We start from the raw sequence: 26,207 nt of genomic DNA, 5'->3' as shown, positions 1-26,207 counted from the left end.
TTCTCCCGGCTACCCCGGCTTCCCCGGCTTTCCCGTCCGACATGGCGTCGGCAAGGGCGGGGGCCCGGCGGGCGTAGCGTAGGGGATATGTCGAAGTACGGATCTTTTCCCGGTACCCGTCCCCGGCGGCTGCGGACCTCGCCCGTGATGCGGCGGATGGTCGCGGAGACGCGGCTGCATCCGGCCGACTTCATCCTTCCGGCGTTCGTGCGGGAGGGCGTGAGCGAGCCGGTGCCGATCGCCGCGATGCCCGGTGTCGTGCAGCACAGCCGCGACAGCCTGAAGAAGGCCGCGCTGGAGGCCGTCGAGGCGGGAATCTCCGGGATCATGCTGTTCGGGGTGCCGGAGGAGTCGAAGAAGGACGGGCTCGGCACGTCGGGCACCGACCCGGACGGCATCCTCCAGGTCGCCCTGCGCGACGTGCGCGCCGAGGTCGGTGACGACCTGCTCATCATGTCCGACCTGTGCCTGGACGAGTTCACCGACCACGGGCACTGCGGGGTGCTGGACGCCGAGGGCCACGTCGACAACGACGCCACGCTGGAGCGGTACGCCGAGATGGCGCAGGTCCAGGCCGACGCGGGCGCCCATGTGGTGGGCCCGAGCGGCATGATGGACGGCCAGATCGGGGTCGTCCGGGACGCGCTGGACCAGATCGGGCGGGAGGACGTGGCGATCCTCGCGTACACCGCGAAGTACGCCTCCGCCTTCTTCGGGCCCTTCCGGGAGGCCGTGGGCTCCTCCCTCCAGGGCGACCGCATGACCTACCAGCAGGACCCGGCGAACCTCCGCGAGTCCCTGCGGGAGCTGGAGCTGGACCTCGCCGAGGGCGCGGACATGGTCATGGTCAAGCCGGCCGGCCCGTACCTGGACATCCTGGCGCGCGTGGCCGACGCGGTGGACCTGCCGGTGGCCGCGTACCAGGTCTCCGGCGAGTACTCGATGATCGAGGCCGCCGCGGCGAACGGCTGGATCGACCGGGACCGGGCGATCCTGGAGTCCCTGACGGGGATCAAGCGGGCCGGGGCGCGGAACATCCTCACGTACTGGGCGACCGAGGTGGCGCAGAAGCTGCGGTAGGCGGGCGAGCGGACATGACGCTCGTGAATGCATTCGATGTGAGTGGGACCCGAGGGCCTTGGGTCGTCTTCGGGCCGCGGCGCTCGAAAGTGGTCGCTCGGCAGCTGGACGCATTTGAGGCCAAGGGGGGACGCGTGTGCGACTTCCAGGCCGAGGATCTCCTCCGAGAAGAAGACGTCTTCCGGGTGTTCGCCCAGCAGTTGAAGTTCCCGGGCTACTTCGGCAGGAACTGGGATGCCATGGTCGACTGTCTCGATGATCTCTGTGCGGATGTCACAGGGGGAGTTGGAATGGTCGGCATGATCCACGGCGCCGATGTGCTGCTCGATTCGGAATCCCTGAAATTGCTCGTGTCTGTTCTCTGTCAGGGGGCGGATCGTGCGAATTCTGATGTGGATCTGGATGGAGAGGCACTGGACCGACCTGCGATCGCCCAGCATTTCTTCTTCGCACTGGATGAAGTCGAAGCCGTCGATTTCGTCGGCAAGCTTGAGCATCCCGACCTGACGGTCGTCAGCGACCAGGAGTTCGTCACCGTCACGTTGAACCCCGAGGTCTGGTTCGCGTAGACAGCTCGCGATGTACCGGATCTCGTGCAGCAGCCCCTCCCGATTCGTTTCGGGAGGGGCTGCTGTGGTGTTCAGCGACTACTTGGGCTCGGCCGCGTTCCCCTCCGCGGTGCGCGGGCCCTGGATCTCCAGGCGGCCGTTGCTCTGCTGGGGGTTGTCGGACGGCTGGGTGGCGTTCTGGCCGCTGAGGTTGTTGCGGACCGAGTCCAGGATCGTCAGGCCCTGGGCGACCAGCCCGGCGGCTATCTCGCCCAGGCCGTCGGCGCCGTTCAGGACGTTGACGTTGGCCCCCTTGAGGCCGCCCGCGGCCTCCTTCACGATCTGGGGGAGCTGGTCGATGAGCATGCGGTCGAGGGCGACGCGGTCGTGGGAGGCGGCGGCCTCGGCCTGGATCTTCATGCGTTCGGCGTCCGCGATGGCGAGGACGCGGACCCGCTCTGCCTCGGCCTCGGCGGGCTTCACGATCTCCGCCACCAGCTGCTGCTGACGCAACTTGGCCTGGCGCAGCGCCAGTTCGGTCTGCGCGGCCAGTACCTCCTGCTGGGCGTGCGCCTGCGCCAGCGGTCCGGCCTGCGCGGCCTCGGCCTGGGCGCGGTCCACCTGCGCCGAGTACTCCGCCTGGACCACCGCGGTCTGCCGGGCGTACTCGGCCTGCTTGCGGGCCGCGACCTGCTCCGCCTCGGCGGCCGCCTGGTTGGCCTGGGCCTGGGCGATCTGGGCCTGTCGCCGGATGGCGGCCTTGTGCGGGGCGGACATCGCGTCGATGTACCCGGTGTTGCCGTCGTCGATCGACTGGATCTGGAGCGAGTCCACGATCAGCCCGATCTTCGCCATCTCCAGCTTCGAGGTGTCCAGCACCTCGGCCGCGAGCTTCTGCCGCTCGGTGACGATCTCCTCGACCGTCATGGAGCCGATGATCGCGCGCAGATGGCCCGCGAAGATCCGCCCGGTCAGCACCGACATCTGCTCCTGGTCGGAGAGGAAGCGCTGCCCGGCGTTGATGATGCTCTCCGGGTCGTTGCCGACCTTGAACGCGATCACGGCACGGACGTGCAGCGCGATGCCCTGCTTGGTCACACAGGTCTCGGTGACCTCGGCCTCGCACATCGACAGCGTGAGGAAGCGGACCTTGCGGAACACGGGCAGTACGAACTTCCCGTGCCCCGTCACCACCCGGAACGGCGCGCCCCCCAGTCCCCGCCTGCCACCCGAGATCAGCATCGCCTCGTCGGGGGCGGGAACGCGGTAACCGAACATACTGCTCGTCTCCTCAGTCGACGCCGGCGGACAGCCCGCCCAGCGTGTCCAATGGATCGCCCCACGCGATGACATCGACCTCACGGAAGCCCCGCGACTCGATCACGAGTACGGTCGCCCCGCGCGGCAGCGGCTCCTGCGACCAGGCGAGGAAGGTCTCGGAGCCGCCTCTGACCCGCACCAGGATCTCGCCGGGACCGGCGGACCCACGTGTGCCGATGAGCAGTTCCCCCGTGCAGCCGATCACGGCCTCGTCCTGTGCCATCGCCCGGCTGCCTCCCGTCGTTTCTGGTCCTCCGGTCCGACGATAGACCTGCCGATGACGGGCGTACACCAAGGTTCTGTCTGGCTTCCGAAGGAGGAGCGGGTATACGGAAAGGCCCGGTCCGCGGGGTGCGGGCCGGGCCTTTCTCGGTGGTGTGCGGTCAGAGCTTGTCGGGCGTCCGGATGCCCAGCAGCGCCATGCCCTGGTGCAGGGTGCGGGCCGTGAGGTCGACCAGGAAGAGGCGGTTCTCCACCTGGGCGGGGGAGTCGGCCTTCAGCACCGGGCACTGGTCGTAGAACGACGTCAGCAGCGAGGCCAGCTGGTACAGGTACGCGGCCATCTTGTGCGGCTCGCGGGCCGCCGCGACCTCCAGGACCGTCTCCGCGAACTGGTCCAGGTGCAGGCCGAGCGCGCGCTCGGCCGGGGCCAGCTCCAGCTCCGGGTGGGCGACGGGGCGGGCCTCGCCGGCCTTGCGGAGGATGGAGCGGATACGGGCGTACGCGTACTGGAGGTACACCGAGGTGTCGCCGTTGAGCGAGACCATCTGGTCCAGGTCGAACTTGTAGTCCCGCACCGCCGAGGTGGAGAGGTCGGCGTACTTCACGGCGCCGACGCCGACGTACCGACCGTTCTCGACGATCTCGTCCTCGGTCAGGCCGACCTTCTCGGCCTTCTCCCGGACCACGGCGGTGGCCCGCTCGACGGCCTCGTCGAGCAGGTTCTCCAGCTTGACCGTCTCGCCCTCGCGGGTCTTGAACGGCTTGCCGTCCTTGCCGAGAACCGTGCCGAAGGCCAGCTGGACCGCGCTCACGTCGTCGTTCAGCCAGCCCGCCCGGCGCGCGGTCTCGAAGACCATCCGGAAGTGCAGGGCCTGCCGGGCGTCCACCACGTACAGCAGCGTGGACGCCTTGAGGTTGAAGACGCGGTCGCGGATCGCGGAGAGGTCGGTGGCCGCGTAGCCGTAGCCGTCGTCGGACTTCTGGACGATCAGCGGGACCGGGTTGCCCTCCGGGCCCTTGATGTCGTCGAAGAACACGCACAGCGCGCCCTCGGAGCGCACCGCGACGCCGGACTCCTCCAGCAGGCGGCAGGTCTCCGCGAGCATGTCGTTGTACCCGGACTCGCCGACGATGTCGGGGTCGCGGACCTCCATGTCCAGCTTGTCGAAGACGGAGAAGAAGTAGATCTTCGACTCGTCCACGAACTTCTGCCAGATGGCGAGGGTCTGCTCGTCGCCCGCCTGGAGGTCGACCACCCGGCGCCGGGCGCGGGTCTTGAACTCCTCGTCGGAGTCGAACAGCCTGCGCGCGGTCTTGTAGAGGCGGTCCAGGTTGGACATCGCCTCCTCGCCGGACACCTCGGACTCCTTGTGGTCCAGCTCGTGCGGGTGCTCGTCCAGGTACTGGATGAGCATGCCGAACTGGGTGCCCCAGTCGCCGATGTGGTGGCGCCGGACCACGTTCTCGCCGGTGAACTCCAGCAGCCGCACCATCGCGTCGCCGATGACCGCCGACCGCAGGTGGCCGACGTGCATCTCCTTGGCCACGTTCGGCTGCGCGTAGTCGATCACCGTGGTGCCGGGGTGCGCGGCGAACGGCACTCCCAGGCGGCCGGTGTCGTCCGCGTACCGGGCGGCCAGGTTCTCGGTGATCGCCCTGTCCGCGACGGTGATGTTGAGGAAGCCGGGGCCGGAGACCTCGACGTCCGCGATCACCTCGCCGGTGACGATCCCGGAGACGACCTGCGTGGCCAGCTCGCGGGGGTTGGCCTTGGCCTTCTTGGCGAGCGCGAGGATGCCGTTGGCCTGGTAGTCGGCCCGGTCACTTCGTCGCAGCAGCGGGTCCGCACCGGCGGCCTCCGGCAGAGCGGCCGAGAGGGCGGAGGCGAGGTGCTGCTGGACGGAGTCGCTGAGGGACGTGACCGAGGCCATAGGTAGGGGTGCCGTTCTCCTCGTGGGAATGGATGGTCCCGGCCAGTATCCCATGGGGGGTAAAGCCGTTTTTTCGCGTGCGGGGGTGTCTGGGATTATGAGAGGAGGTCGGCGGAGAGCAACCGCCGGACTCATACCGAGAGGACGTGCCGATCGTGGCTCAGAGCCCCGAGACCACCGACTGGGTCTCCCGTTTCGCGGATGACGTCATCCAGGAGTCGGAGCGTCGGGCTCCCGGCAAACCGGTCGTCGTCGCCTCGGGTCTCTCCCCGTCCGGCCCGATCCACCTCGGCAACCTGCGCGAGGTCATGACCCCGCACCTGGTCGCCGACGAGGTCCGGCGGCGCGGACACCAGGTCCGGCACCTGATCTCCTGGGACGACTACGACCGCTACCGCAAGGTCCCGGCCGGGATCGCGGGCGTCGACGAGTCCTGGGCCGAGCACATCGGCAAGCCGCTGACCTCGGTCCCGGCCCCGGAGGGCTCCGCGTACCCGAACTGGGCCGAGCACTTCAAGGCCGCCATGACCGAGGCGCTGGCCGAGCTGGGGGTGGAGTTCGACGGGATCAGCCAGACCGCGCAGTACACCTCGGGTGTCTACCGCGAGCAGGTCCTGCACGCGATGAAGCACCGTGGGGACATCGACGCGATCCTCGCCCAGTACCGCACCAAGAAGGCGCCGGGGAAGAAGCCGCAGCAGAAGGCGGTCGACGAGGCCGAGCTGGAGGCCGAGGAGGGTTCCGGCGCGGCCGCCGAGGACGACGGCAGCTCCGGTTCCGCCGGGTACTTCCCGTACAAGCCGTACTGCGGCGAGTGCGGCAAGGACCTCACCACCGTCACCTCCTACGACGACGACACCACCGAGCTGGCCTACACCTGCACCGCGTGCGGCTTCGGCGAGACGGTCCGGCTGAGCGAGTTCAACCGGGGCAAGCTGGTCTGGAAGGTCGACTGGCCGATGCGCTGGGCCTACGAGGGCGTCATCTTCGAGCCCTCCGGCGTCGACCACTCCTCGCCGGGCTCGTCCTTCCAGGTCGGCGGCCAGATCGTCGGGATCTTCGACGGCGAGCAGCCCATCGGCCCGATGTACGCCTTCGTCGGCATCTCCGGCATGGCCAAGATGTCGTCCTCGCGCGGCGGGGTGCCCACCCCGGCCGACGCGCTGAAGATCATGGAGCCGCAGCTCCTGCGCTGGCTGTACGCCCGCCGCCGCCCCAACCAGTCCTTCAAGATCGCCTTCGACCAGGAGATCCAGCGGCTCTACGACGAGTGGGACAAGCTCGCCGGAAAGGTGGAGGACGGCTCCGCGCTCCCCGGTGACGTCGCCGCGTACACCCGCGCCGTCGGCACCGCCGCCGGGGAACTGCCGAAGACCGCGCACCCGCTGCCGTACCGCACGCTGGCCTCGGTCGCGGACATCACCGCGGGCCACCAGGACCAGGCGCTGCGCATCCTGTCCGAGCTGGACCCGGCGAACCCGATCACCGACCTCGCCGACGCCCGCCCCCGGTACGACAAGGCCGAGGCGTGGATCAACACCCAGGTCCCCGCCGACCAGCGCACCATCGTGCGCGAGGAGCCGGACGCCGAGCTGCTGAAGTCGCTGGACGACGAGGCCCGCGAGTCCCTGCGCCTGCTGGCCGACGGCCTCGCGGACAACTGGTCCCTCGACGGCCTGACCCACCTGGTCTACGGCGTGCCGAAGGTCCGCGCGGGCTTCTCCGCCGACGCCACGGCCAAGGAGCTGCCGCCGGAGATCAAGACGGCCCAGCGGACCTTCTTCGCCCTGCTGTACCACCTGCTCGTCGGCCGGGACACCGGCCCGCGTCTGCCCACGCTGCTGCTGGCGGTCGGTCAGGAGCGGGTGCGGGCCCTGCTCGGGGAGTAGGCCCGGACAAGTGAGGAGGGGGCGCACGGTATTGCACCGGGCGCCCCCTCCTTCGTACGAGTGGCGCGGGTCAGGCGGAGTGGTACTCCTCCAACTCCGCGGAGTGGCGCGCCTGGAAGCGCTCTGCCATCACCTTCGCGACGCCGGGCTCGAGGGTGATCCCGTACGTGGCGTGGATGTTGTCGGCGAGCATGGGACCGGTCGGGTAACTGCCGTCTATCGACTGCCGGAAGACCTGGTACATGTCCTCCTCGTCCGGCTCCGCCGGTCCGCCGCCGTCGCCCAGCTCACGGGTGCGGCCCGGGCCGACCGGGATCGGGAAGCTGCCGGTCTCCTCCGGGGAGGGCTGCTGGAACTGCTCCGGGGGCTGCTCCTCGTACCAGTCCCCGTACTGCTCCTCGGGGAAGTACTGGGGGTCCGGGCCGGGGTCGAAGGCCGGGTCGTAGCCGCCGTGGTAGTCGACATCGCGCGGGGGCGTCTGGAACCAGGGGCTGTTCTCGTCCTCGGCCTCCGGCGGCGGCTGTTCGGCCGGGGAGGGCCGCGACGGAGCCTGGGCCGGAGTCTGTGCCGGGACGGGCACGGGCGCGGCCTGGAGCGCGGCGGGGGCGGGCTGGGGGAGTTCGGGCACCGGGGCCAGCAGGACCGGCTCGATGCCCGCCGCCGCGAGGCCCGCCGGGGCGGTCTCCGCGAGCGGGACGCCGTAGCGGGCCAGGCGCAGCGGCATCAGGGACTCCACCGGGGCCTTGCGGCGCCAGGCGCGGCCGAAGCGGGAGCGCAGCCGGGCCTGGTAGACGAGACGTTCCTGCTCCAGCTTGATGACCTGCTCGTAGGAGCGCAGCTCCCACAGCTTCATCCGCCGCCACAGCAGGAACGTGGGCAGCGGGGAGAGCATCCAGCGGGTGAGGCGGACGCCCTCCATGTGCTTGTCGGCGGTGATGTCCGCGATCCGGCCGACCGCGTGCCGGGCCGCCTCGACGGAGACGACGAACAGGATCGGGATCACCGCGTGCATGCCCGTGCCCAGCGGGTCCGGCCAGGCGGCTGCGCCGTTGAAGGCGATCGTCGCGGCCGTGAGCAGCCACGCCGTCTGACGCAGCATCGGGAAGGGGATGCGCATCCAGGTCAGCAGCAGGTCGAGCGCGAGCAGTACGCAGATGCCCGCGTCGATGCCGACCGGGAACACGTACGAGAAGTTCCCGAAGCCCTTCTTCAGAGCCAGTTCCCGGACGGCCGCGTACGAACCGGCGAAGCCGATACCGGCGATGACCAGCGCACCGGCGACGACCACGCCGATCAGAACGCGGTGCATCCGAGTCAGCTGCATTGGCGCGGCCACTCGTACTCCCCTCCCTTGCGTGTTGTTGCGCGCAACAGAGTGGCACAGGTGTGCGCCGAACGTGGTGTCGGTCAGCCCTTCTTGGCGGCGGAACTCGACGCCGAGCCCTTGGGAGCAGGGGACTTGGACGCGCCCTTGGAAGGGGCGGTGGACGGCGAGGAGGGCGAAGTGCTCGCCGTCTTACGGCCGTTGGCACCGGCCACGGAGGTGACGACCTCCTTGGCGGCCTTCTTCGCGTCGGTGTCGAGGTCGGTCGCGTCCGGGGTCTTGTCGCCCGCGAGACCGGCGCCGTTGTAGTCGAGGGTGATCACGACGTTCTCGACGCGCGCGACCACCGTCTCCTGCTTGAAGGCGCCTTCCTTCTTCTTCAGGTCGTAGCGCACGGCGGTGGCCTCGTCGCCGGTGCCGCCGAGCGCCTCCGTCTTGACGTTCTTCGCGTCCGCGGCGCCCTTGGCGTCGCCGACCTGGCGCGTGTAGTACGCGTGCGCCTGGTCGTTGCCGCTGCCGCGGGAGGTGTCGGAGTCGAAGCGCAGCAGGGAGACGTTCAGCCAGCGGAACTGGGAGCCCTTGACGCCGTTGTTGTCCAGGCTGGTCCAGGAGCAGGAGGCACGGTCGGCGGGGTCGTCGCCGGCGCCCTTCTTGCCGTCCGTGTCCGCCTCCGGCACCAGGTCGCCCAGCGTCTTCTTCGCCAGCACCTTGCACGCCTCGGGCAGCTCGCGGAACACCGACGCCTGCACGGTCGGGGAGGCGCTCGCCGAGGGCTGCTCGGAGCTGCTGCCCGTGGACGGCTTGGCGGAGGCGCCCGCCTTGCCCGGGGCGTCTCCGGAGTCCGAGGAACAGGCCGCGGTGATCAGTACCGCGGGAACGGCTGCCGCGCACACCAGGGCACGGCTCAGACGCGTGGCACGCGGTCCACGCTGGGCACGGTCGTCTCGCTGGGCTGCTCGCTGCATGGTTCCTTCACTCGTGACGCTCGGTGTTCATGCGGGTCCGGGGCCACCGTACGCGGTACGCGCGGCACGCGGTCGCCGGTCGAGCGCCTTCGAGGAGGGGGCCGGGGGCGGGCGAGGGGGCGTCAGCCGTCCAGCTTGTCGGCCAGTTGAGAGGCCAGATCGCGTGCCCTGTCCTGCAATTCCTTGCTGTCCGGGACCGCGCCGACGGCCATCGGCTGCTCCTCGTAGTCGATGGTGACGACGACGTTGGACGTGCGGAACACCACAGTCACCGTGCGGGCCTCGGCCGTCGAACCGGACGAGCCGAGCTGGTCGTCCAGGTACGCCTCGTCACCGAGGTCGGGCAGCACGCGGGGCTGGAGGTCGGTGGGCGCGGCGCTGCCGGAACCGCCCGCCGCCGGGTCGGTGGAGGCGTCGGCGGAGGGGCTGCCCGAGGGGTCGGCGGACGGGGAGGGGCTGCCGCTCGGGCTGGTGCTCGCACTCGTACTGGGGGAGGCGGACGCGGAGAGGGAGGGCAGCGGCACGTCGGCGGCCTTCGCCATGCCCTGGAACAGCTTCTGCGCCTGCGCGTCGTCGCTGACCGCGTTGTCGTACGACACCACGCGCTCGAAGTCGACCGCGAGGCGGTCGGTGGCGAGGGTGGACTCCACCTTCCAACGGCAGCCCACCTTGCGGTCGGTGTCGTAGGTCAGCGCGGGCACGCCCCGGTACGCCTTGTCGCGTTGGTCGGGGTCGGTGAGCTGCTGGACGCCCGGCAGCATGGTGCCCAGGGTGTCCTCGCCGATGGCGCCGCAGGGCTCGGGCAGCGTGCGGTACCGGCCGGGCTGGGCGGCGGGCTCGGTCGTGGCGGAGTCACCCGGGTTGGCGTCGTCGGTGGGCGCGCCGCCGCCGGAGCCCGAGCTGCAGCCTGCCAGCAGGGCCGCGAGGAGGGCGGCGGTGCCGGTGATGTACGCCTTCCGCTGCACGGTCGGGCTCCTTAGGACGGGGTGCGACAGGACGGGGTGCGACAGGGCGGCGGCGCCCGGTCGATGCTCCAGTGTCCCCGCTGGTTAATCGCTTGCCGCGGCGGGGCGCCTGCTGGACACAATGTGTATCGCACGCACCGCGGTGGTCGCCGGTTCCCTGTCCCATTTCACCGGCCCTGGCGCCGCTTTTGCGTTCTGCCGGTCCAGGTGACGTCCGTGAGCAATGTTCCTTACCCGGCATGTGAGTTGCTATGTCGACCTTGGGGGATTGATCAGTCATGTCGTACGTGGAGATACCGGGCGCCCGCGTCCCGGTGCGGATGTGGGCCGACCCCGCGTCGGTCGAGGAGGGCGCGCTGCGCCAGCTCCAGAACGTGGCCACCCTGCCCTGGATCAAGGGGCTCGCCGTGATGCCGGACGTGCACTACGGCAAGGGCGCCACGGTCGGCTCCGTCATCGCCATGCGCGACGCGGTCTGCCCGGCCGCGGTGGGGGTCGACATCGGCTGCGGGATGTCCGCGGTGAAGACGTCCCTGACCGCGAACGACCTCCCCGGCGACCTCTCCCGCCTGCGCTCCCGCATCGAGCAGGAGATCCCGGTCGGCCGCGGCATGCACACCGCCGCCCTCGACCCCTCCCGCTTCCACGCCCTCCCGACCTCCGGCTGGGACACCTTCTGGTCCCGCTTCGACTCGGTGGCCCAGCCGGTGCGCTTCCGGCGGGAGCGGGCGGCTTTGCAGATGGGAACACTGGGCGGCGGCAATCACCTGATCGAATGCTGCACGGACACCGAGGGCGCGGTCTGGCTCATGCTGCACTCCGGGTCCCGCAACATCGGCAAGGAACTGGCCGAGCACCACATCGGGGTGGCCCAGAAGCTCCCGCACAACCAGGGCCTGGTCGACCGCGACCTCGCGGTGTTCGTGTCGGACACCCCGCAGATGGCCGCGTACCGCAACGACCTGTACTGGGCGCAGGAGTACGCCAAGTACAACCGCACCCTGATGATGGCGCTCCTGAAGGACGTCATCCGCAAGGAGTTCAAGAAGGCGAAGCCGACCTTCGAGGCGGAGATCTCCTGCCACCACAACTACGTGGCCGAGGAGCGGTACGACGGCATAGACCTGCTCGTGACCCGCAAGGGCGCGATCCGGGCCGGCTCCGGTGAGTTCGGGATCATTCCGGGCTCGATGGGGACCAGTTCGTACGTCGTGAAGGGGCTCGGGAACGAGAAGTCCTTCAACTCGGCCTCGCACGGCGCCGGTCGGCGGATGAGCCGGTCGGCGGCGAAGCGGCGGTTCACGGTGCGGGACCTGGAGGCCCAGACGCGGGGCGTCGAGTGCCGCAAGGACGCGGGCGTGCTGGACGAGATTCCGGCCGCCTACAAGGACATCGACCAGGTGATGGCCCAGCAGACGGACCTCGTCGAGGTCGTCGCCAAGCTGAAGCAGTTCGTCTGCGTGAAGGGCTGACGTCAGGTCGGCTTGGGGACCTGGCCGGTGCGGAGGCGCCAGAGGCGGAGGTTGCAGCTCTGCGTCGTCCGCCCCAGTGCTTCGGCGGCGGCCGTAGGCGCGTTGATGCTCAGCAGAACCCGGTCCTCGTCGGGGCTCCAGCGGCGCGGGGTGTACGCGGCCCGCATACCCTCCGGCCGCGCCCACCCGGCGATGGACCGGGCGGCTGTCCGTTTGCGGTCGAGGGCCAGGCAGCCCGGGTAGTACAGGGTGGCGGCCAGCCGCTGGGCCGCCTCGTTCGTCCAGAGGACGTTGTACATGCTGTCCCGCGCGTTGCGCCGGACGGTTCGCTCCACTCCCGTCGTCTCGGCGCCGAAGTCGCATACATGGGCGGCGATGGCTGTGCTGGCCGTCGTCAGCCCGAGAAAGGGATGCCCTTTCCCGGTGAAGCCGACCGACCCGTCACCGTCGACCAGCCCTCTCACATAGTCGCGCCCGGAGAACTCGACGCGTGGCGGAGCGAGCGCCCCCGACTTCCTGCCGTACGGCAGGCCGAGCGCGTTGAGCTTCGTACGGGCTTCGAGGGCGCACAGTTTCCAGGTGGCCGAGGTGTGCGTCGCGGCGAAGTTGGTGGACCGGGTGCGCTCGGTGATGCTGCTCCGGTACGGGGTCAGTTCGCCGAAGGCGCGGAGGATCGCGGCGTCGCGCAGGCTGAGTTCGACGGACAGGGCACCCTTCTGCCCGGTGCCCTTCGCGAGGTGCCCGTCCGCCTGTAAGAAGCCGAACATATAGGCGTACTCGGGGACCGTGAGGTCCATGAACCGGCGGCGGTCCTGCTCGCGGAAGGCCATGGGGAGCTTCTGCTTCCTCGCGTCGTATCGATCGTTCGACGTGAGGCTAGGGCGCCAGTTCGCCTGTGGGGCGGGCTATCGAAGAGGTTCCCTCGTGTGAGTTACCTGGTCAGTTGCCTCGAAGAGGGCGCCTCACAGTTCCCGGTGGACCTTCGTGTTGCTGGCCTGGGCTCGGGGGCGGAGGACCATGAGGTCGATGTTGACGTGGGCGGGGCGGGTGACGGCCCAGGTGATGGACTCGGCGACGTCGTCGGCGGTGAGGGGGGCGGCGACGCCCTCGTAGACCTTGGCCGCCTTGTCGGTGTCGCCGTCGAAGCGGGTCAGGGCGAACTCCTCGGTCTTGACCATGCCGGGGGCGATCTCCAGGACCCGGACCGGCTTGCCGACGATCTCCAGACGGAGGGTCTCGGCGAGGACGTGCTCGGCGTGCTTGGCGGCGACATAGCCCGCGCCGCCCTCGTAGGTGGAGAGCCCGGCGGTGGAGGAGACGACGACCACCGTGCCGTCGCCGCTGGCCTCCAGCTTGGGCAGCAGGGCCTGGGTGAGGTTGAGGGTGCCGAGGACGTTCGTCTCGTACATCGTGCGCCAGTGCTCCGGGTCGGCGGTGGCCACCGGGTCCGCGCCGAGCGCGCCGCCCGCGTTGTTGACCAGCACGCCGATGGTGCGGAAGGCACCGGCGAACTCGTCCACCGCCGCCCGGTCCGTCACGTCCAGCGGGTAGGCGGTCGCCGAGTGGCCCGCCTCGGTCAGCTCCTTCGCCAGCGCCTCGATACGGTCCGCCCGGCGCGCGGTGAGCACCACCCGGTACCCGGCCTCCGCGAGCTGCCGTGCGGTGGCCGCGCCGATACCGCTGCTCGCGCCCGTGACGACGGCGATACGGGACGCGGCGGAGGGGGCGCTGGCCATGGGCTGCTCCAAAGAGAAGAGGTCAGGGACTCGCGTCCAGCCTAGGGCCTGTTGCGAAAGTCCCGCCTGCCCCGCGACGCCCGGCACGCACGCTCGCCGCGTTGTCGGGATCGCCCTCGTACGCCCAGTACGAGGGCGACCCTCCGCCTTGCGATCGCACGCACCGGACGCCGCGGAGCCCGCCCTCCGGGCGGACGACGGGACTTTCGCAACAGGCCCTGGGCGAGCCTCAGCCGCCGTTCCTCGGGGCCCACATGATCACGGCCATGCCGACCAGGCAGATCAGGGCGCCGGTGAGGTCGTAGCGGTCGGGGCGGTAGCCGTCGGCGACCACGCCCCACAGGATCGACCCGGCGACGAAGATGCCGCCGTACGCGGCGAGGATGCGGCCGAAGTGGGCGTCCGGCTGGAAGGTGGCGACGAACCCGTACGCGCCCAGCGCCAGCACCCCGCCGGTCATCCACAGCCAGCCCCGGTGCTCGCGCACGCCCTGCCAGACCAGCCACGCGCCGCCGATCTCGAAGAGGGCGGCGACGACGAACAGGGCGGCGGAGCGCAGGATCAGCATGGCGGAAGCCTGGCACGCGCCCCGCGTTCACCTGTTGGAGGGCGCCTGTGACCCCGCTCGCGTGGCATACATCGGGTGGGCGGAACGGTGACGGGAACGGGAGTGGTCGGCGTGCGCGTACGAACGAGGGCATGGCTGCTGCTGGTCGGCTGCGGGGGCGCGGTCCTGTGGGCCGGGGGCCCGGCCCGGGCGGCCGCCCCACCCGGCGCCCCGGCCCCCGGCCCCGGCGGGACGGCGGCCGCACCCGGCGTCGGCCCCGCGGCCGTTCCCCTGCCGCACACCGGCCCGGTGGCCGCCCCCGCTTCCCTGCCCCACAACGGCCCGGTGGCCGCCCCCGCTCCCCGCGCCGACCTCGCCTTTCACGGCCACGCCGTGATCGACGGCGACCGGATGGAGGTCCGGCTCACCCCGCGCGACCACGGCCCGGCCGCCGTGCCGGAGGCGAGCGTGCGGCTGCGGTGGTCGGTGGGTCCCGCCGGGGCGGTGACCCTGTCGCCGGGGTGCGCGCGGACCGGGGAGCGGACGGTGGTCTGCGGTACCGGCGCGCTCGTCGCGGGTCAGGCGGGGGAGGAGATCCGGCTGGGGGTCCGGCTGCGGGTGCCCGCGCCGGAGGTGACCCTGGAGGTGGAGACCGCGTGGAACGGCGGGGTCGCCGACCCCGACCGCACCAACGACCGGCTGCGGGTGCTGGTCCTGCCCACCGGCGACGAGTACTCGTTCTGACCGGCGGACGTGAGGAGGTGGACGGCATGGCCGGGAACGACAGCGCGCGGCCCAGGCTGCTGGCGGAGCTGGACGCGGTGTCCCGCCGCTACATCGCCTCGTACGCCCTGTTCACCCAGGCCGTCGCCGACCGCATCGGGCTGCACCCCACCGACCTCCAGTGCCTGAACCTGCTCACGCTGGAGCCCGAGCCGGTCACCACCGGCCATGTCGCCGCGCTGACCGGGCTCACCACCGGCTCCGCGACCCGGCTGGTGGACCGTCTCGAGCGGGCCGGGTACGTCGTACGGCACCGGGACGCGGGCGACCGGCGGCGGGTGCTGGTCGTCCCCGTGCCGGAGCGGATCGCGGAGTTCCGGCACGCCTGGGCGGAGCTGTCCGGGGACTGGTCGCGCATCTTCGGCGAGCTGGACGACACCGAACTCGCCGTGATCATCGGGCACATGCAGCGCACGGTGGAGTTCACCGGGGAGCGGATCGCCCGGCTGCGGGAGGGTCGGGACACCGAGGGCGAGGTGTGAGCCGGGTAAAAAGGGCGCCCCCGGACCCCCGGCCCCGGCCGGAGCGCCGCCGCCCTTGGCAGACTGGGGGCGTGCCCCAGACCGTGCCCCACCCCACGCCCGCCACCACGCCCCCCACCGTGCTCCTCGCCGAGGACGACCGCGCCATCCGCCATGCCCTGGAGCGGGCCCTGACCCTGGAGGGCTACGCGGTGACGGCGGTCGCCGACGGCGTCGAGGCGCTGGCGCAGGCCCACCGCACCCCGCCGGACGTGCTGCTGCTGGACGTGATGATGCCCGGCATCGACGGCCTCCAGGTCTGCCGGGTGCTGCGCGCCGAGGGCGACCGCACCCCGATCCTGATGCTCACCGCGCTGGTGGAGACCGCCGACCGCATCGCGGGCCTGGACGCGGGCGCCGACGACTACGTGGTCAAGCCGTTCGACGTCGAGGAGGTGTTCGCCCGGCTGCGTGCCCTGCTGCGCCGCACCTCCCCGGCGCCCGTGAGCGAGCCCGGCCCGGCCCGCGACACGCAGCCCTTCGACCGGCAGATCGAGGGCGCGGGCATCCGCATGGACCTCCAGGCCCGCCGCGCCTGGCGCGCTGAGCGCGAACTGGAGCTGACCCGCACCGAGTTCGAGCTGCTGGAGCTGCTGGTGCGCAAGGCGGGCATCGTGCTCGACCACGCCACCATCTACGACCGCATCTGGGGCTACGACTTCGGCCCCGGCTCGAAGAACCTCGCCGTCTACGTCGGCTATCTGCGCCGCAAGCTGGACGCGCCCGGCGCCCCGCAGCTCATCCACACCGTGCGCGGTGTGGGGTACGTGCTGCGGGAGGAGTAGTGGGCCGTCCCTGGCGGCTGCCGGGCGGCTCCCGTACCGGGCTGCGCTCGCTGCGCACCACGTTCGCGGTGTCGTTCGCGGCGGTCACCGCCGCCGTCACCATCCTGGTCGGCATCCTGTCGTACGGTTCGGCCGCGCGGCTGGTCCGGGTGGATCAGCAGTCGGTGTTCACGCAGGTGGTGGGGGATGTACGGGCCGAGGTCCGGCAGCATCCGATGACCCCGGACGACTTCTCCGCCGCCCGGCCCGGCCATGATCTGGTGCGGCCCGCCCGTACCGATGTGCAGGTGCTCGGGCCGGGCGGCGAGGTCGTGGACCACGGCTCGCCCGGCCTGCCCGTCACCGCCCTCGACCGCGAGGTGGCCGGGGCGCGGAGCGCGGGGCGGCTGGCCGAGCACAAGGACGTACGGGTCGGGGAGGACCTGTTCCGGGTCGCCACCGTCTCGTTGGGACGGGGTGCGGGCGCGGTGCAGGTGGCGCAGGAGTTCAGCGACACCGAGGACCTGCTGCGCGCCCTCCAGCAGCGCACGCTGATCCTGATGGCGGCCGTGGTGGTGGGCGCCGGGCTGTTCGGCTGGTGGCTGGCCCGCCGGATCACCCGGCGGCTGGTGCTGCTGACCTCCGCCGCCGAGGGCGTGGCCCGCACCCGCCGGCTGGGCATCCAGGTTCCGGTGACCGGGCCGGACGAGGTGGGGCGGCTCGGCCGTGCCTTCGACCGGATGCTGGGCAGGCTCGCCCAGTCCGAGGAGGACCAGCGGCGGCTGGTGCAGGACGCGGGGCACGAGCTGCGCACCCCGCTGACCTCGCTGCGGACGAACATCTCGCTGCTGCGCCGGATCGACGAGCTGCCGCCGGAGACGCGGGAGGACCTGGTGGCGGACCTCACGCTGGAGGCGCGGGAGCTGACCGACCTGGTCAACGAGCTGGTGGACCTGGCCGCCGGGCAGTCCGACTCGGAGTCGCCGCAGCGGGTGGACCTCGCCGACATCGCGGAGGACGTGGTGGGGCTGGCGGGGCGCCGTACCGGCCGGGAGATCGTGCTGGCGGTGAGCGGGGACACGTACGCGGAGGGGCGGCCGGGGCTGCTGCAGCGGGCGCTGTCGAACCTGGTGGAGAACGCGGCCAAGTTCGACCGGGAGGGGACGGAGCCCATCGAGGTCAGGGTGGCCGGGGCGGCGGCGGGGACGGTCCGGGTGGAGGTGCTGGACCGGGGGCCCGGTATCGCCGAGGGCGACCTGCTGCGCGTCTTCGACCGCTTCTACCGGGCCGCCGACGCCCGCTCCCAGCCCGGCTCGGGGCTGGGGCTGTCCATCGTCCGGGAGATCGCCATGGCCCACGGTGGCGCCCCCTTCGCCTACCGCAGGGAGGGCGGGGGCGCGGTGATCGGGTTCACGGTGGGCGGGGTCGTGGGGGACGCGGGCTAGGAGGCTAGGAGGCTAGGAGGCGTCCTCCTCGGAGCCCCTGCGGGCCGCCGAGAGGGTCCAGGCCAGGTTGCCGACCGCCGCTCCGGCCGCCACCGCGGCGACGATCACCCCGCCGGTGGTCAGGCCGTCGCTGAACAGATGCGGGCGCTGGGCGAGGGTGTGCAGTCCGAAGCCGCACAGTTCGTAGACCCCGAGGGCCGCGATGGCGAGGCTGACGACGAGCAGGGTCAGCGTGGGTTTGAGGTCGCGCACATCGACGACCGGCGTCGGCGCGGTCCCCGCCGGTTCGGTCTCGGATCGTGTCTGGTGCATGTCTCCCCGATGAACTGGCTTGTGGCTGGGGGCGGTTGAAAACCTACGATACGTAGGGTCGGCCCGGTTCGGGCGTGGTTGCCGTGCGGTTGCTCCCTGGATGTGGACAACGACGGCCGGCCCCTCCGGGCGACGGCTCTGGCGTCCGGACTGGCGAGCGAGGCCGCGCGGGCGGCCCCCTCCATCATGGCCGACGGGTCAGTGCCGGAGCGCCGTTCCCACGTCGGCCCGTATGTCGCCGGTCAGCTCGCGGTGGCTGCGGGCGGTGGCCCGGCCCGTGGCGCCGGCCGCCACGTCGTCGACGTTCACGACCACGGTGTCCTGCAGATCGCCCTTGCTGTCACGGAAGTTGACCTGCACGGTGAAGGACTTCCGCTCGCCGGTGGTGTTCTTCGCGGACACCTCGGTCGCGGGGACTTTGTCCTGGCCGGTGGTGACCTTTCCCACCGAAACGTCCTTCTTGGCGTTCACCCCGCCCTTGACCTGGTCCAGCTTCCGCTTGGCCTCCGCCGTGGCCGAGGCGACGGTGCCGGAGGCGCGCGAGGCGAGGGAGGAGGCGGCGGAGGCGGCCTTGCTGGCCTGGTCGGAGGGGCCGGTGCCGTCCGAGCAGCCGGTCACCGCGATCCCGAGCGCCACCACCAGGGCCGTACCCGCCGCCCGCCGTGTCCCGCACCCAGCCATGCCAGCCTCCTGAATTCGGCTCCGCTGCCCTCAGTGAAGGCGCGGTCACCCGCCTCCGCACGCCGGATGCGGCAGGCGTGGAGGGCGGACACCTGAACGGCCCACCGTCGCTCGCGCGGGCGCCGGGCGCGGGATGTGCTGCCCCTACGGAACGCGAGACGCGGGCGAAGGGCGGACCGGCGATGGCGGAGCGGGAGCCGGGCGACGAGCTGGCCCGGCTGCGGGAACGGGTCGACGCGCTGGAGTCCCGGCCGCCGGTACGGCACCGGACGCGTTCGGTGTGCGCGGTCGTGCTGATCGTCCTCGGGTGCCTGATCGCCCCGCTCGCCCTGGTCGCCACCTGGACGGCCGACCTGGCCGACGACACCGACCGCTACGTCGCCACCGTCGCGCCCCTGGCCCGCGACCCGGCCGTCCAGGACGCCGCCGCCGACCGGATCACCGGCGCGCTGATGAAGTACCTCGACCTGGCCGACCTGCTGAAGGAGGCCGCGCCCGCCGACCGGCCCCTGCTGGAGAAGGCCCTCGGCGCCCTCGGAGGCTCGCTCGACGACGCGGTGTCCGGCTTCGTACGGGACAAGACGCGCGAGGTCGTCGCCTCCGAGACCTTCGCCCGCTTCTGGACGGACGCCAACCGGCGGCTCCACACCACGGTGGACAAGGCGCTGACCGGCAGCGGCGGGGGAGCGGTGCGGATCGAGGGCGACGCGGTGACCGTCGATCTGGCCCCCGTCATCGAGGAGGTCAAGTCCCGGCTGGTGGACGCCGGTCTGAAGCCCGCAGCGAAGATCCCGGACGTGCACACCGACTTCACGGTCCTGCGCACCGAGAAGGTCGCCGACCTCCGTTCCTGGTTCCGCCTCCTCCAACTGGCGGGCGTCTGGCTGCCGGTCGTCGCCGCCCTGTTCCTCGTGGCCGGTGTCCTGCTCGCCGTACGCCGCCGCCGCGCCCTGGTCACGGCGGCCCTCGGCTTCGCCGTCACCGCCCTGCTGCTGGGCCTGGGCCTGACCGTCTTCCGCGCCTTCTACCTGGACGCGCTCCCCGCCGGGGTCTCCCAGCCCGCCGCGGGCGCGGTCTACGACACCCTGACCCGCTTCCTGCGCACGGCGGTACGAGCCGTCGTGGCCCTCGGTGTGATCCTCGCCCTGTCCGCCTGGCTCAGCGGCCCCGGCCGCCGTGCCCGCGCCGTCCGTCAGATCTGGCACGCGGGCATCACCGCCGCCCGCACCCAGACCGACCGCCTCGGCCTCCGCACCGGCCCGGTGGGCCCCTTCCTCCACCGCCACCGCGTCCTGCTCGGCTGGCTCCTGGTCGCGGGCGCGGCGGTGGCCTTCGTCCTGTGGCCGCATCCGACGGGGTGGGTGGTGGTGGGGCTCGCGCTGGCGCTGCTGTTGGCGCTGGCGGTGGTGGACTTCCTGGGGGCGGAGGGGGCGCGCTGAAACGAGCCTCAGCTCACACTCATCCCGCGCTCCGGCCAACTCCCCCGCTCCACGCGGAGAGCGTTGATCTTCCGGCTCGCCTTGAGGAAGGAGTAGTCGGCACTGCCGTCGAGGGGCTCGCTGGAACGTGTGGCGGTGTCCACGGAGAGGGTGCGGTGCATCTCCGCCGGGTCATCCCCGAAGACGTACCGGACAGACCCCGACCCCTCGGACTCTTTCCTGAAGTAGACGATCGCCGCCACCGCCCCGGAACACCCGGCCTACGGCCACACCAAGCAGTACGGCTGGTGCCCCGCCTCGTGCAAGCGGTGGCTGAAGTCCTGCCACTCGTGGAGGAGTTGGTAGACGTTGAAGGCGTCGCGCGGGCCGCCGCGGTCGGGGACCGTGGACCAGATGAAGGCGGCCGCGCCGACCGCTTCCTCGCCGATGTCGCGGAGGGGGTCGACCACGGTCATGGGGAGCTTGACGACCGCGTAGTCGGGGTGCAGGACGACCAGTTCGAGCGGCGGCACCTTGTGCAGGGGCACGCCCTCGATGCCGGTCAGCACCATCGCGGCCATCGTCTCCGGCTTGATCTTGGTGAACATGCCGTTCATGCCCAGCTCGTCGCCGCCGAGTTCCTCGGGACGCATCGAGATGGGGACGCGGGCCGCGGTCGCGCCGTCCGGCGCACCGAAGTATTTGTACGTCACCCCCACCCGACCACCATTCCTGCTCTCCGCCCCGAGGCGGGCGGCCTTGCCGTCTGACGAGAGGTCGGACGAGAGATCGGCCGACAGGTCCGGACCAGGGTCCGGGAAGTCCAGCGGCTGGTCGAACCGCCGGTCGGCCCGCTCGGGCTCATTCGACGGACCCTGTGCCTGACGGGCGTCGGCCTGACGTGTCTCGGTCGCTTCCTCCGCCTCGCGCCGGTGCCTTCCCCGCCGGGCTCGCCGAGGACCCAGGTCATCAGTCCCCTCGCCCAGTCCGCCACCGCGATGCATATCTCCACCCGAGTGCTTTTCTAGGACGCGTGGCCCCCGCCGCGCAACCCGATCATCGTGTCAGTGACCTCCCCCACGGCCGCTCGCCGAAACGTGCGGCGAAACCGAAGTCCGCGGGTTCCTTCCCGGTCTCTGATCAGTACGTGCCGTATGACGTGTGTGTATCAGGTGTCAGTCTCGCAGATCGGCAAAGACCGGCCAGGAAGGTCGGCCGGATCGGGCCCGTAAGGGCGAGGAACCGCTGCCCGGACGGGCCACGGCGCCGTCGCCGGGCGGCTCCGCCTACCCTGAGGGAGTCACCCGCCCACCGGAGTCCGAGAAGTCGGAGAAGCCGCACGTCATGAGCGAAACGCCCTACCCCTACGACGCGCCCGCCTCGCAGGCGCTCTTCGACCGAGCCTCCGTCGTCACACCGGGCGGCGTGAACTCCCCGGTGCGCGCCTTCCGCGCCGTCGGCGGCACGCCCCGGTTCATGGTCTCGGGCAGCGGGCCGTACCTGACCGACGCCGACGGGCGGGAGTACGTCGACCTGGTGTGCTCCTGGGGTCCGATGATCCTGGGCCACTCGCACCCCGAGGTCATCGGCGCCGTGCAGGAGGCGGTCGCGCGCGGCACCTCCTTCGGTACGCCCGGTGAGGGCGAGGTCGCGCTCGCCGAGGAGATCGTCGCCCGCGTCGAGCCCGTCGAGCAGGTCCGCCTCGTCAGCAGCGGCACCGAGGCCACCATGTCGGCGATCCGGCTGGCCCGCGGTTTCACCCGCCGCGCCAAGGTGATCAAGTTCGCGGGCTGCTACCACGGTCACGTCGACTCCCTGCTGGCCGCCGCCGGTTCGGGCCTCGCCACCTTCGCGCTGCCGGACACCCCGGGTGTCACCGGCGCGCAGGCGGGCGACACGATCGTGCTGCCGTACAACGACCTGGAGGCCGTGCAGGAGGCGTTCCACCGGCACCCCGGCGAGATCGCCTGCGTGATCACCGAGGCGTCCCCCGGCAACATGGGCGTCGTCCCGCCGGACCCCGGTTTCAACCAGGGCCTGAAGGACGCCTGCGCCAAGAACGGCGCGCTGTACATCTCCGACGAGGTGATGACCGGCTTCCGCACGAGCAAGGCGGGCTGGTACGGCGTCGACGGCGTCAAGCCCGACCTGATGACCTTCGGCAAGGTGATGGGCGGCGGCTTCCCCGCGGCCGCGTTCGGCGGTCGTGCCGACGTCATGGCGCACCTCGCCCCCGCCGGTCCGGTGTACCAGGCGGGCACCCTCTCCGGTAACCCGGTCGCCACCGCCGCCGGTCTGGCCCAGCTCCGGCTGCTGGACGACGCGGCGTACGACAAGGTCGACGCGGTGTCCGCGCAGATCCAGTCGCTGGTCACCGAGGCGCTCACCAAGGAGGGCGTGGCCCACCGGCTGCAGCACGCCTCCAACATGTTCTCGGTGTTCTTCACCGACCGGCAGGTGCGCACCTACGAGGACGCCAAGCGGCAGGAGTCGTTCCGCTTCACCGCGTTCTTCCACTCGCTGCTGGCGAACGGCGTGTACCTGCCGCCGTCGTCCTTCGAGTCCTGGTTCGTGTCCACGGCCCACGACGAGCGGGCCATCCAGAAGATCGCCGACGCCCTCCCGGCGGCGGCCCGAGCCGCCGCGGAGGCGACCGCGTGACCACCCCCGAGAACCACACCGGTGAGAAGGACGTCACCGTCGTCCACCTGATGCGCCACGGCGAGGTGCACAACCCCGACGGCCTGCTGTACGGGCGGCTGCCCGGCTACCACCTCTCCGACCTGGGCCGGAAGATGGCGGAGCGGGTCGCCGAGCACCTGGCCCCGCGCGACATCACGTACGCCGTCGCCTCCCCGCTGGAGCGGGCGCAGGAGACGGCCACGCCGATCGCCAAGGCGCACGGGCTCGACCTCGCCACGGACGCGCGGCTGATCGAGGCGGACAACGTCTTCCAGGGCAAGACCTTCGGGGTCGGGGACGGCGCGCTGCGCAACCCGGACAACTGGAAGCACCTGGTCAACCCGTTCAAGCCGTCCTGGGGCGAGCCGTACATCGACCAGGTGGTGCGGATGATGGGCGCGCTCAACGCGGCCAAGGACGCGGCGCGCGGGCACGAGGCGGTGCTGGTGAGCCATCAGCTGCCGATCTGGATCGTGCGCAGCTACGTCGAGCGGCGGCGGCTCTGGCACGACCCGCGCAAGCGGCAGTGCACGCTGGCCTCGCTGACGTCCTTCACCTACCTCGGTGACAAGATCGTCTCCGTCGGCTACAGCGAGCCCGCGATCGACCTGGTCCCGGCGCACCTGCGCGCCGGTGCCAAGCCGCAGAAGGGCGCCGAGGCGCAGGGCAAGGCGTTCGGCGCCTGAAATAACTTGGCGCCTGAAGCAAGCAGAATCCGCACATTCGGTGTGCTTCGTGTGACTTTGCCGTGTCCGTCGTGAGAGAGCTGCGGATCGAGGAACCTCCCCGTTCGTCACATCATCTGACTGGGTGATACCAGTGGGCGTGACGAATCGGGGAGCTTCATGCAGACCATCACCCGGCGGGGAATCATCGGCCTCGGCGCGGGGGCCGCGGCGGCCGGACTCGTCGGCTGCGGCACCTCCGCATCCGTGGGCGGCGGCAAGCACCCGGGCGGTTCCGGCACCAGCGGCACGCCCTCGCCCAGTGGCAGTGCCCCCGCCAAGGCCCGCCCCATCGGCGACGGTTCCACCGCCTTCACCGGCAGGCAGCCCCACCAGCCCGCCCGCCCCGAGCCGCTGGAGCCGGGTCAGACCCCGCCCCAGTTCGTGGTCTTCTCCTGGGACGGCGCCGGTGAGGTCGGCAACGGCCTCTTCCCGCGCTTCCTGGACCTGGCCAAGGAGCACGGCGCGAGCATGACCTTCTTCCTCTCCGGGCTGTATCTGCTGCCCGAGTCGAAGAAGCGCCTCTACGACCCGCCGAACAACCCCCGCGGCGCCTCCGACATCGGCTACCTCACCGACGAGCACGTCAAGGCCACGCTGACCAACGTCCGCCGGGCCTGGCTCGAGGGCCACGAGATCGGCACCCACTTCAACGGCCACTTCTGCGGCGGCTCCGGCACGGTCGGCCACTGGACGGCCGCCCAGTGGCGCAGTGAGATCGAGCAGGCCAAGAAGTTCGTCAAGGAGTGGCGCACCAACACCGGCTGGACCGACCTGCCCGCGCTGCCCTTCGACTACGACAAGGAACTGGTCGGCGGCCGCACCCCCTGTCTGCTCGGCCAGGACAACCTGCTGCCCACCGCCCGCGAGCTGGGCTGGCGCTACGACGCCTCCTCGCCCGGCGGCCGCCAGATGTGGCCGGTCAAGCGCCAGGGCATCTGGGACCTGCCCCTCCAGCAGGTGCCGTTCCCCGGACACTCCTTCGAGGTGCTGTCCATGGACTACAACATGCTGGCCAACCAGTCGGTCAACTCGACCAAGGCCCCCTCCTACAACTATCCGCACTGGCGCAAGCAGTCGGCGCAGGCGTACATCAGCGGCTTCCAGCGGGCGTACGAGAGCAACCGGGCGCCGTTCTTCATCGGCAACCACTTCGAGGAGTGGAACGGCGGGATCTACATGGACTCCGTCGAGGAGGCGTTCAAGCACATCGCGCGCGAGAAGGAGAAGGGCGCCGATGTGCGGCTCGTCTCCTTCCGGCAGTTCACCGACTGGCTGGACGTGCAGCGGCCCGAGGTGCTGGAGAAGCTGCGCACCCTGGAGGTCGGCCAGAAGCCCGCCGGGGGCTGGAAGGGCTTCCTGGCGGAAACGCAGGGCACGAAGAGCACCAGCCTCGGCACCGCGTGACGATACGTCCGGAATGTCCGGTGTAAATGCTCCTTGAAAGGTACTTTTCGGCCCGGCAGGGGGGCGGGCGAAACCGCCGGAACCGCCATGCGAAACTTTTCACATGAGTACCCGTAGCCGCGCCGCCCTGCTCGGTGCCGTGGCCGCCGCCGCGGCCCTGACCCTGTCCGCGTGCGGCAGCGGCGGGACCTCCGGCGGTGGCGGCGACACCAACTTCGTCACCGGTGACAACGGCGTGGACACCGCCGACAAGGGCGAGCGCGCCGACGCCCCCGACCTGTCCGGCAAGACGATCGACGGCAAGACCCTCGACGTCGCCGACTACAAGGGCAAGGTCGTCGTCCTCAACGTCTGGGGCTCCTGGTGCGGGCCCTGCCGGGAGGAGGCCAAGTACTTCTCCCAGGTCTCCAAGGCGTACCAGGGCAAGGGCGTGCAGTTCGTCGGGATCAACACCCGCGACACCAGCACCACCCCGGCCCTCGCCTTCGAGAAGGCCCACGACATCGCGTACCCGAGCCTGTACGACCCGACCGGCAAGCTGATGCTCCGCTTCCCCAAGGGCACGCTCAACCCGCAGCTCATCCCCTCCACGCTGGTCCTGGACCGGAACGGGAAGGTCGCCGCGCGGGCGCTGGAGGCGCTCGACGACACCGCCCTGCTGAAGATGCTCAAGCCGGTCCTGGCGGAGAAGTGACGTGAGCGCCCTGCTGACGCTCGCCGCCGTGACGAGCCGGAACGAGACCGTGCTCAACGGCGCCCTGCTGCTCGCCCTGCCCGTCGCGGTGCTGGGCGGGCTGGTCTCCTTCTTCTCGCCCTGCGTGCTCCCGCTGGTCCCCGGCTACCTCTCCTACGTGACCGGCGTCACCGGCACCGACCTCGCCGACGCCCGGCGCGGCCGGATGACCGCCGGTGCCGCCCTCTTCGTACTCGGCTTCACCGTGGTCTTCGTCTCCGGCGGCGCCCTGTTCGGGTACTTCGGGCAGACGCTGCAGGGCTACAAGGACGTGCTCACCCAGGTCCTCGGCGTCCTGATGATCCTGCTCGGCGTCTTCTTCATGGGCCTGATGCCCTGGCTGACCCAGCGCGAGTTCCGCTTCCACAAGCGTCCCGCCACCGGACTGATCGGCGCGCCCGTGCTCGGCGCCCTCTTCGGAATCGGCTGGACGCCCTGCATCGGCCCGACCCTCGCCTCCGTCGTCGCCCTCTCCTCCCAGCAGGCGAGCGCGGGCCGGGGCGCGATACTGACCGTCGCGTACTGCCTCGGGCTCGGCGTGCCCTTCGTGCTCACCGCGATCGCCTTCCGCAAGGCCCTCGGCGCCTTCGGCTGGGTCAAACGCCACTACGTCTGGGTGATGCGGGCGGGCGGCACGATGATGATCGTGACCGGCGTGCTGCTGCTGACCGGCGCCTGGGACCACCTGGTGCAGGAGATGCAGACCTGGTCCGACGGCTTCTCTGTGGGGATCTGAA

Annotated in this window: 27 protein-coding genes; 14 read left to right on the top strand and 13 right to left on the bottom strand. The window is 71.2% G+C overall.

The genetic code is table 11. The features are described 5' to 3' along the window. The first annotated feature begins 87 nt into the window (after positions 1-87). Both hemB and ACIPPM_RS17650 read left to right on the top strand, forming a co-directional pair. Positions 88-1,080: a porphobilinogen synthase gene (hemB, locus tag ACIPPM_RS17655; RefSeq protein ID WP_401448406.1), complete on the top strand. Its 993-nt coding sequence runs from the start codon at positions 88-90 to the stop codon at positions 1,078-1,080. Positions 1,081-1,214: 134 nt separating this feature from the next. Then, complete coding sequence (locus ACIPPM_RS17650; RefSeq protein WP_401448403.1) at positions 1,215-1,649, top strand: barstar family protein; 435 nt, start codon at positions 1,215-1,217, stop codon at positions 1,647-1,649. A 78-nt stretch (positions 1,650-1,727) separates the two neighbouring features. Here ACIPPM_RS17650 and ACIPPM_RS17645 read toward each other — a convergent pair whose 3' ends face one another. From ACIPPM_RS17645 to argS, 3 genes are all read right to left on the bottom strand, one after another. Continuing rightward, positions 1,728-2,906 (bottom strand): flotillin family protein, encoded by a 1,179-nt coding sequence (locus ACIPPM_RS17645; RefSeq protein ID WP_401448400.1) that lies wholly within the window; start codon positions 2,904-2,906, stop codon positions 1,728-1,730. Positions 2,907-2,919: 13 nt separating this feature from the next. Next, positions 2,920-3,171: a hypothetical protein gene (locus ACIPPM_RS17640; RefSeq protein WP_031183183.1), complete on the bottom strand. Its 252-nt coding sequence runs from the start codon at positions 3,169-3,171 to the stop codon at positions 2,920-2,922. 160 nt (positions 3,172-3,331) lie between these two features. After that, the gene (gene argS, locus ACIPPM_RS17635) at positions 3,332-5,101 is read right to left on the bottom strand and encodes an arginine--tRNA ligase (protein WP_401448397.1); all 1,770 of its coding nucleotides are present in this window, start codon (positions 5,099-5,101) and stop codon (positions 3,332-3,334) included. 146 nt (positions 5,102-5,247) lie between these two features. On the opposite strand from argS, the gene lysS reads away from it, so the two are divergent. Beyond that, a complete protein-coding gene (gene lysS, locus ACIPPM_RS17630) occupies positions 5,248-6,990 on the top strand; it encodes a lysine--tRNA ligase (RefSeq protein ID WP_401448395.1) in 1,743 nt (580 codons plus the stop codon). A 70-nt stretch (positions 6,991-7,060) separates the two neighbouring features. Here the strand turns inward: lysS and ACIPPM_RS17625 are convergent, their stop codons facing one another. The 3 genes from ACIPPM_RS17625 to ACIPPM_RS17615 form a co-directional block, all read right to left on the bottom strand. After that, entirely contained in the window at positions 7,061-8,299 is a 1,239-nt protein-coding gene (locus tag ACIPPM_RS17625) for a DUF2637 domain-containing protein (RefSeq protein WP_401448392.1), read from the bottom strand. Between the two features lie 98 nt (positions 8,300-8,397). Then, the gene (locus tag ACIPPM_RS17620; protein ID WP_401448389.1) at positions 8,398-9,279 is read right to left on the bottom strand and encodes a DUF3558 domain-containing protein; all 882 of its coding nucleotides are present in this window, start codon (positions 9,277-9,279) and stop codon (positions 8,398-8,400) included. 122 nt (positions 9,280-9,401) lie between these two features. Further along, on the bottom strand, positions 9,402-10,244 hold the full coding sequence (locus ACIPPM_RS17615) for a DUF3558 domain-containing protein (RefSeq protein WP_401448387.1): 843 nt from the start codon (positions 10,242-10,244) through the stop codon (positions 9,402-9,404). Positions 10,245-10,522: 278 nt separating this feature from the next. On the opposite strand from ACIPPM_RS17615, the gene ACIPPM_RS17610 reads away from it, so the two are divergent. Further along, the gene (locus ACIPPM_RS17610; RefSeq protein ID WP_401448385.1) at positions 10,523-11,716 is read left to right on the top strand and encodes an RtcB family protein; all 1,194 of its coding nucleotides are present in this window, start codon (positions 10,523-10,525) and stop codon (positions 11,714-11,716) included. A 2-nt stretch (positions 11,717-11,718) separates the two neighbouring features. Here ACIPPM_RS17610 and ACIPPM_RS17605 read toward each other — a convergent pair whose 3' ends face one another. From ACIPPM_RS17605 to ACIPPM_RS17595, 3 genes are all read right to left on the bottom strand, one after another. Then, positions 11,719-12,546: a hypothetical protein gene (locus tag ACIPPM_RS17605; protein WP_401448383.1), complete on the bottom strand. Its 828-nt coding sequence runs from the start codon at positions 12,544-12,546 to the stop codon at positions 11,719-11,721. A 132-nt stretch (positions 12,547-12,678) separates the two neighbouring features. Further along, positions 12,679-13,452, bottom strand: coding sequence for an SDR family NAD(P)-dependent oxidoreductase (locus ACIPPM_RS17600; RefSeq protein ID WP_393606935.1), 774 nt, complete (start codon positions 13,450-13,452; stop codon positions 12,679-12,681). A 229-nt stretch (positions 13,453-13,681) separates the two neighbouring features. Beyond that, positions 13,682-14,020, bottom strand: a complete 339-nt coding sequence (locus tag ACIPPM_RS17595; protein WP_388997200.1) for a YnfA family protein — start codon at positions 14,018-14,020, stop codon at positions 13,682-13,684. Between the two features lie 111 nt (positions 14,021-14,131). On the opposite strand from ACIPPM_RS17595, the gene ACIPPM_RS17590 reads away from it, so the two are divergent. From ACIPPM_RS17590 to ACIPPM_RS17575, 4 genes are all read left to right on the top strand, one after another. Further along, positions 14,132-14,743 (top strand): hypothetical protein, encoded by a 612-nt coding sequence (locus tag ACIPPM_RS17590; RefSeq protein WP_401448380.1) that lies wholly within the window; start codon positions 14,132-14,134, stop codon positions 14,741-14,743. A gap of 26 nt (positions 14,744-14,769) precedes the next feature. Then, positions 14,770-15,264: a MarR family winged helix-turn-helix transcriptional regulator gene (locus tag ACIPPM_RS17585; protein ID WP_401448378.1), complete on the top strand. Its 495-nt coding sequence runs from the start codon at positions 14,770-14,772 to the stop codon at positions 15,262-15,264. Positions 15,265-15,383: 119 nt separating this feature from the next. After that, positions 15,384-16,088 carry a response regulator transcription factor gene (locus ACIPPM_RS17580; RefSeq protein ID WP_401448524.1) on the top strand — a complete coding sequence of 235 codons (705 nt, stop codon included), beginning with the start codon at positions 15,384-15,386 and terminating at the stop codon, positions 16,086-16,088. Beyond that, complete coding sequence (locus ACIPPM_RS17575; protein ID WP_401448376.1) at positions 16,088-17,512, top strand: ATP-binding protein; 1,425 nt, start codon at positions 16,088-16,090, stop codon at positions 17,510-17,512. The genes ACIPPM_RS17580 and ACIPPM_RS17575 overlap by 1 nt, the downstream gene beginning before the upstream one ends. 12 nt (positions 17,513-17,524) lie before the next feature. Here the strand turns inward: ACIPPM_RS17575 and ACIPPM_RS17570 are convergent, their stop codons facing one another. Together ACIPPM_RS17570 and ACIPPM_RS17565 are read right to left on the bottom strand one after the other, a co-directional pair. After that, the gene (locus ACIPPM_RS17570) at positions 17,525-17,824 is read right to left on the bottom strand and encodes a hypothetical protein (RefSeq protein WP_401448374.1); all 300 of its coding nucleotides are present in this window, start codon (positions 17,822-17,824) and stop codon (positions 17,525-17,527) included. A gap of 198 nt (positions 17,825-18,022) precedes the next feature. Beyond that, entirely contained in the window at positions 18,023-18,505 is a 483-nt protein-coding gene (locus ACIPPM_RS17565) for a hypothetical protein (protein WP_401448371.1), read from the bottom strand. Positions 18,506-18,687: 182 nt separating this feature from the next. Here ACIPPM_RS17565 and ACIPPM_RS17560 point away from each other — a divergent pair, with 182 nt between their 5' ends. Then, positions 18,688-19,944, top strand: coding sequence for a hypothetical protein (locus ACIPPM_RS17560; RefSeq protein ID WP_401448369.1), 1,257 nt, complete (start codon positions 18,688-18,690; stop codon positions 19,942-19,944). Between the two features lie 8 nt (positions 19,945-19,952). Here the strand turns inward: ACIPPM_RS17560 and ACIPPM_RS17555 are convergent, their stop codons facing one another. Further along, positions 19,953-20,105, bottom strand: a complete 153-nt coding sequence (locus tag ACIPPM_RS17555) for a hypothetical protein (protein WP_401448367.1) — start codon at positions 20,103-20,105, stop codon at positions 19,953-19,955. Between the two features lie 99 nt (positions 20,106-20,204). Next, the gene (locus ACIPPM_RS17550; RefSeq protein WP_401448365.1) at positions 20,205-20,927 is read right to left on the bottom strand and encodes a hypothetical protein; all 723 of its coding nucleotides are present in this window, start codon (positions 20,925-20,927) and stop codon (positions 20,205-20,207) included. A 340-nt stretch (positions 20,928-21,267) separates the two neighbouring features. Between ACIPPM_RS17550 and hemL the strand changes: the two genes are divergently transcribed. From hemL to ACIPPM_RS17525, 5 genes are all read left to right on the top strand, one after another. Then, positions 21,268-22,584, top strand: coding sequence for a glutamate-1-semialdehyde 2,1-aminomutase (hemL, locus tag ACIPPM_RS17545; protein WP_401448363.1), 1,317 nt, complete (start codon positions 21,268-21,270; stop codon positions 22,582-22,584). 50 nt (positions 22,585-22,634) lie between these two features. Continuing rightward, entirely contained in the window at positions 22,635-23,291 is a 657-nt protein-coding gene (locus tag ACIPPM_RS17540; RefSeq protein WP_399720496.1) for a histidine phosphatase family protein, read from the top strand. A gap of 159 nt (positions 23,292-23,450) precedes the next feature. Next, complete coding sequence (locus ACIPPM_RS17535) at positions 23,451-24,737, top strand: hypothetical protein (protein WP_401448360.1); 1,287 nt, start codon at positions 23,451-23,453, stop codon at positions 24,735-24,737. 103 nt (positions 24,738-24,840) lie between these two features. Next, a complete protein-coding gene (locus ACIPPM_RS17530; RefSeq protein WP_393599159.1) occupies positions 24,841-25,431 on the top strand; it encodes a TlpA family protein disulfide reductase in 591 nt (196 codons plus the stop codon). A gap of 1 nt (position 25,432) precedes the next feature. Next, positions 25,433-26,206, top strand: coding sequence for a cytochrome c biogenesis CcdA family protein (locus ACIPPM_RS17525; RefSeq protein ID WP_393606945.1), 774 nt, complete (start codon positions 25,433-25,435; stop codon positions 26,204-26,206). Position 26,207 lies beyond the last annotated feature (1 nt).

Origin of the sequence: Streptomyces sp. NPDC090119 (assembly GCF_044747085.1) — a bacterium.
Classification (GTDB): Bacteria; Actinomycetota; Actinomycetes; order Streptomycetales; family Streptomycetaceae; genus Streptomyces.
Note: the sequence above shows the minus strand (reverse complement) of the source record. Positions and strands in the feature narration are given on the sequence as shown.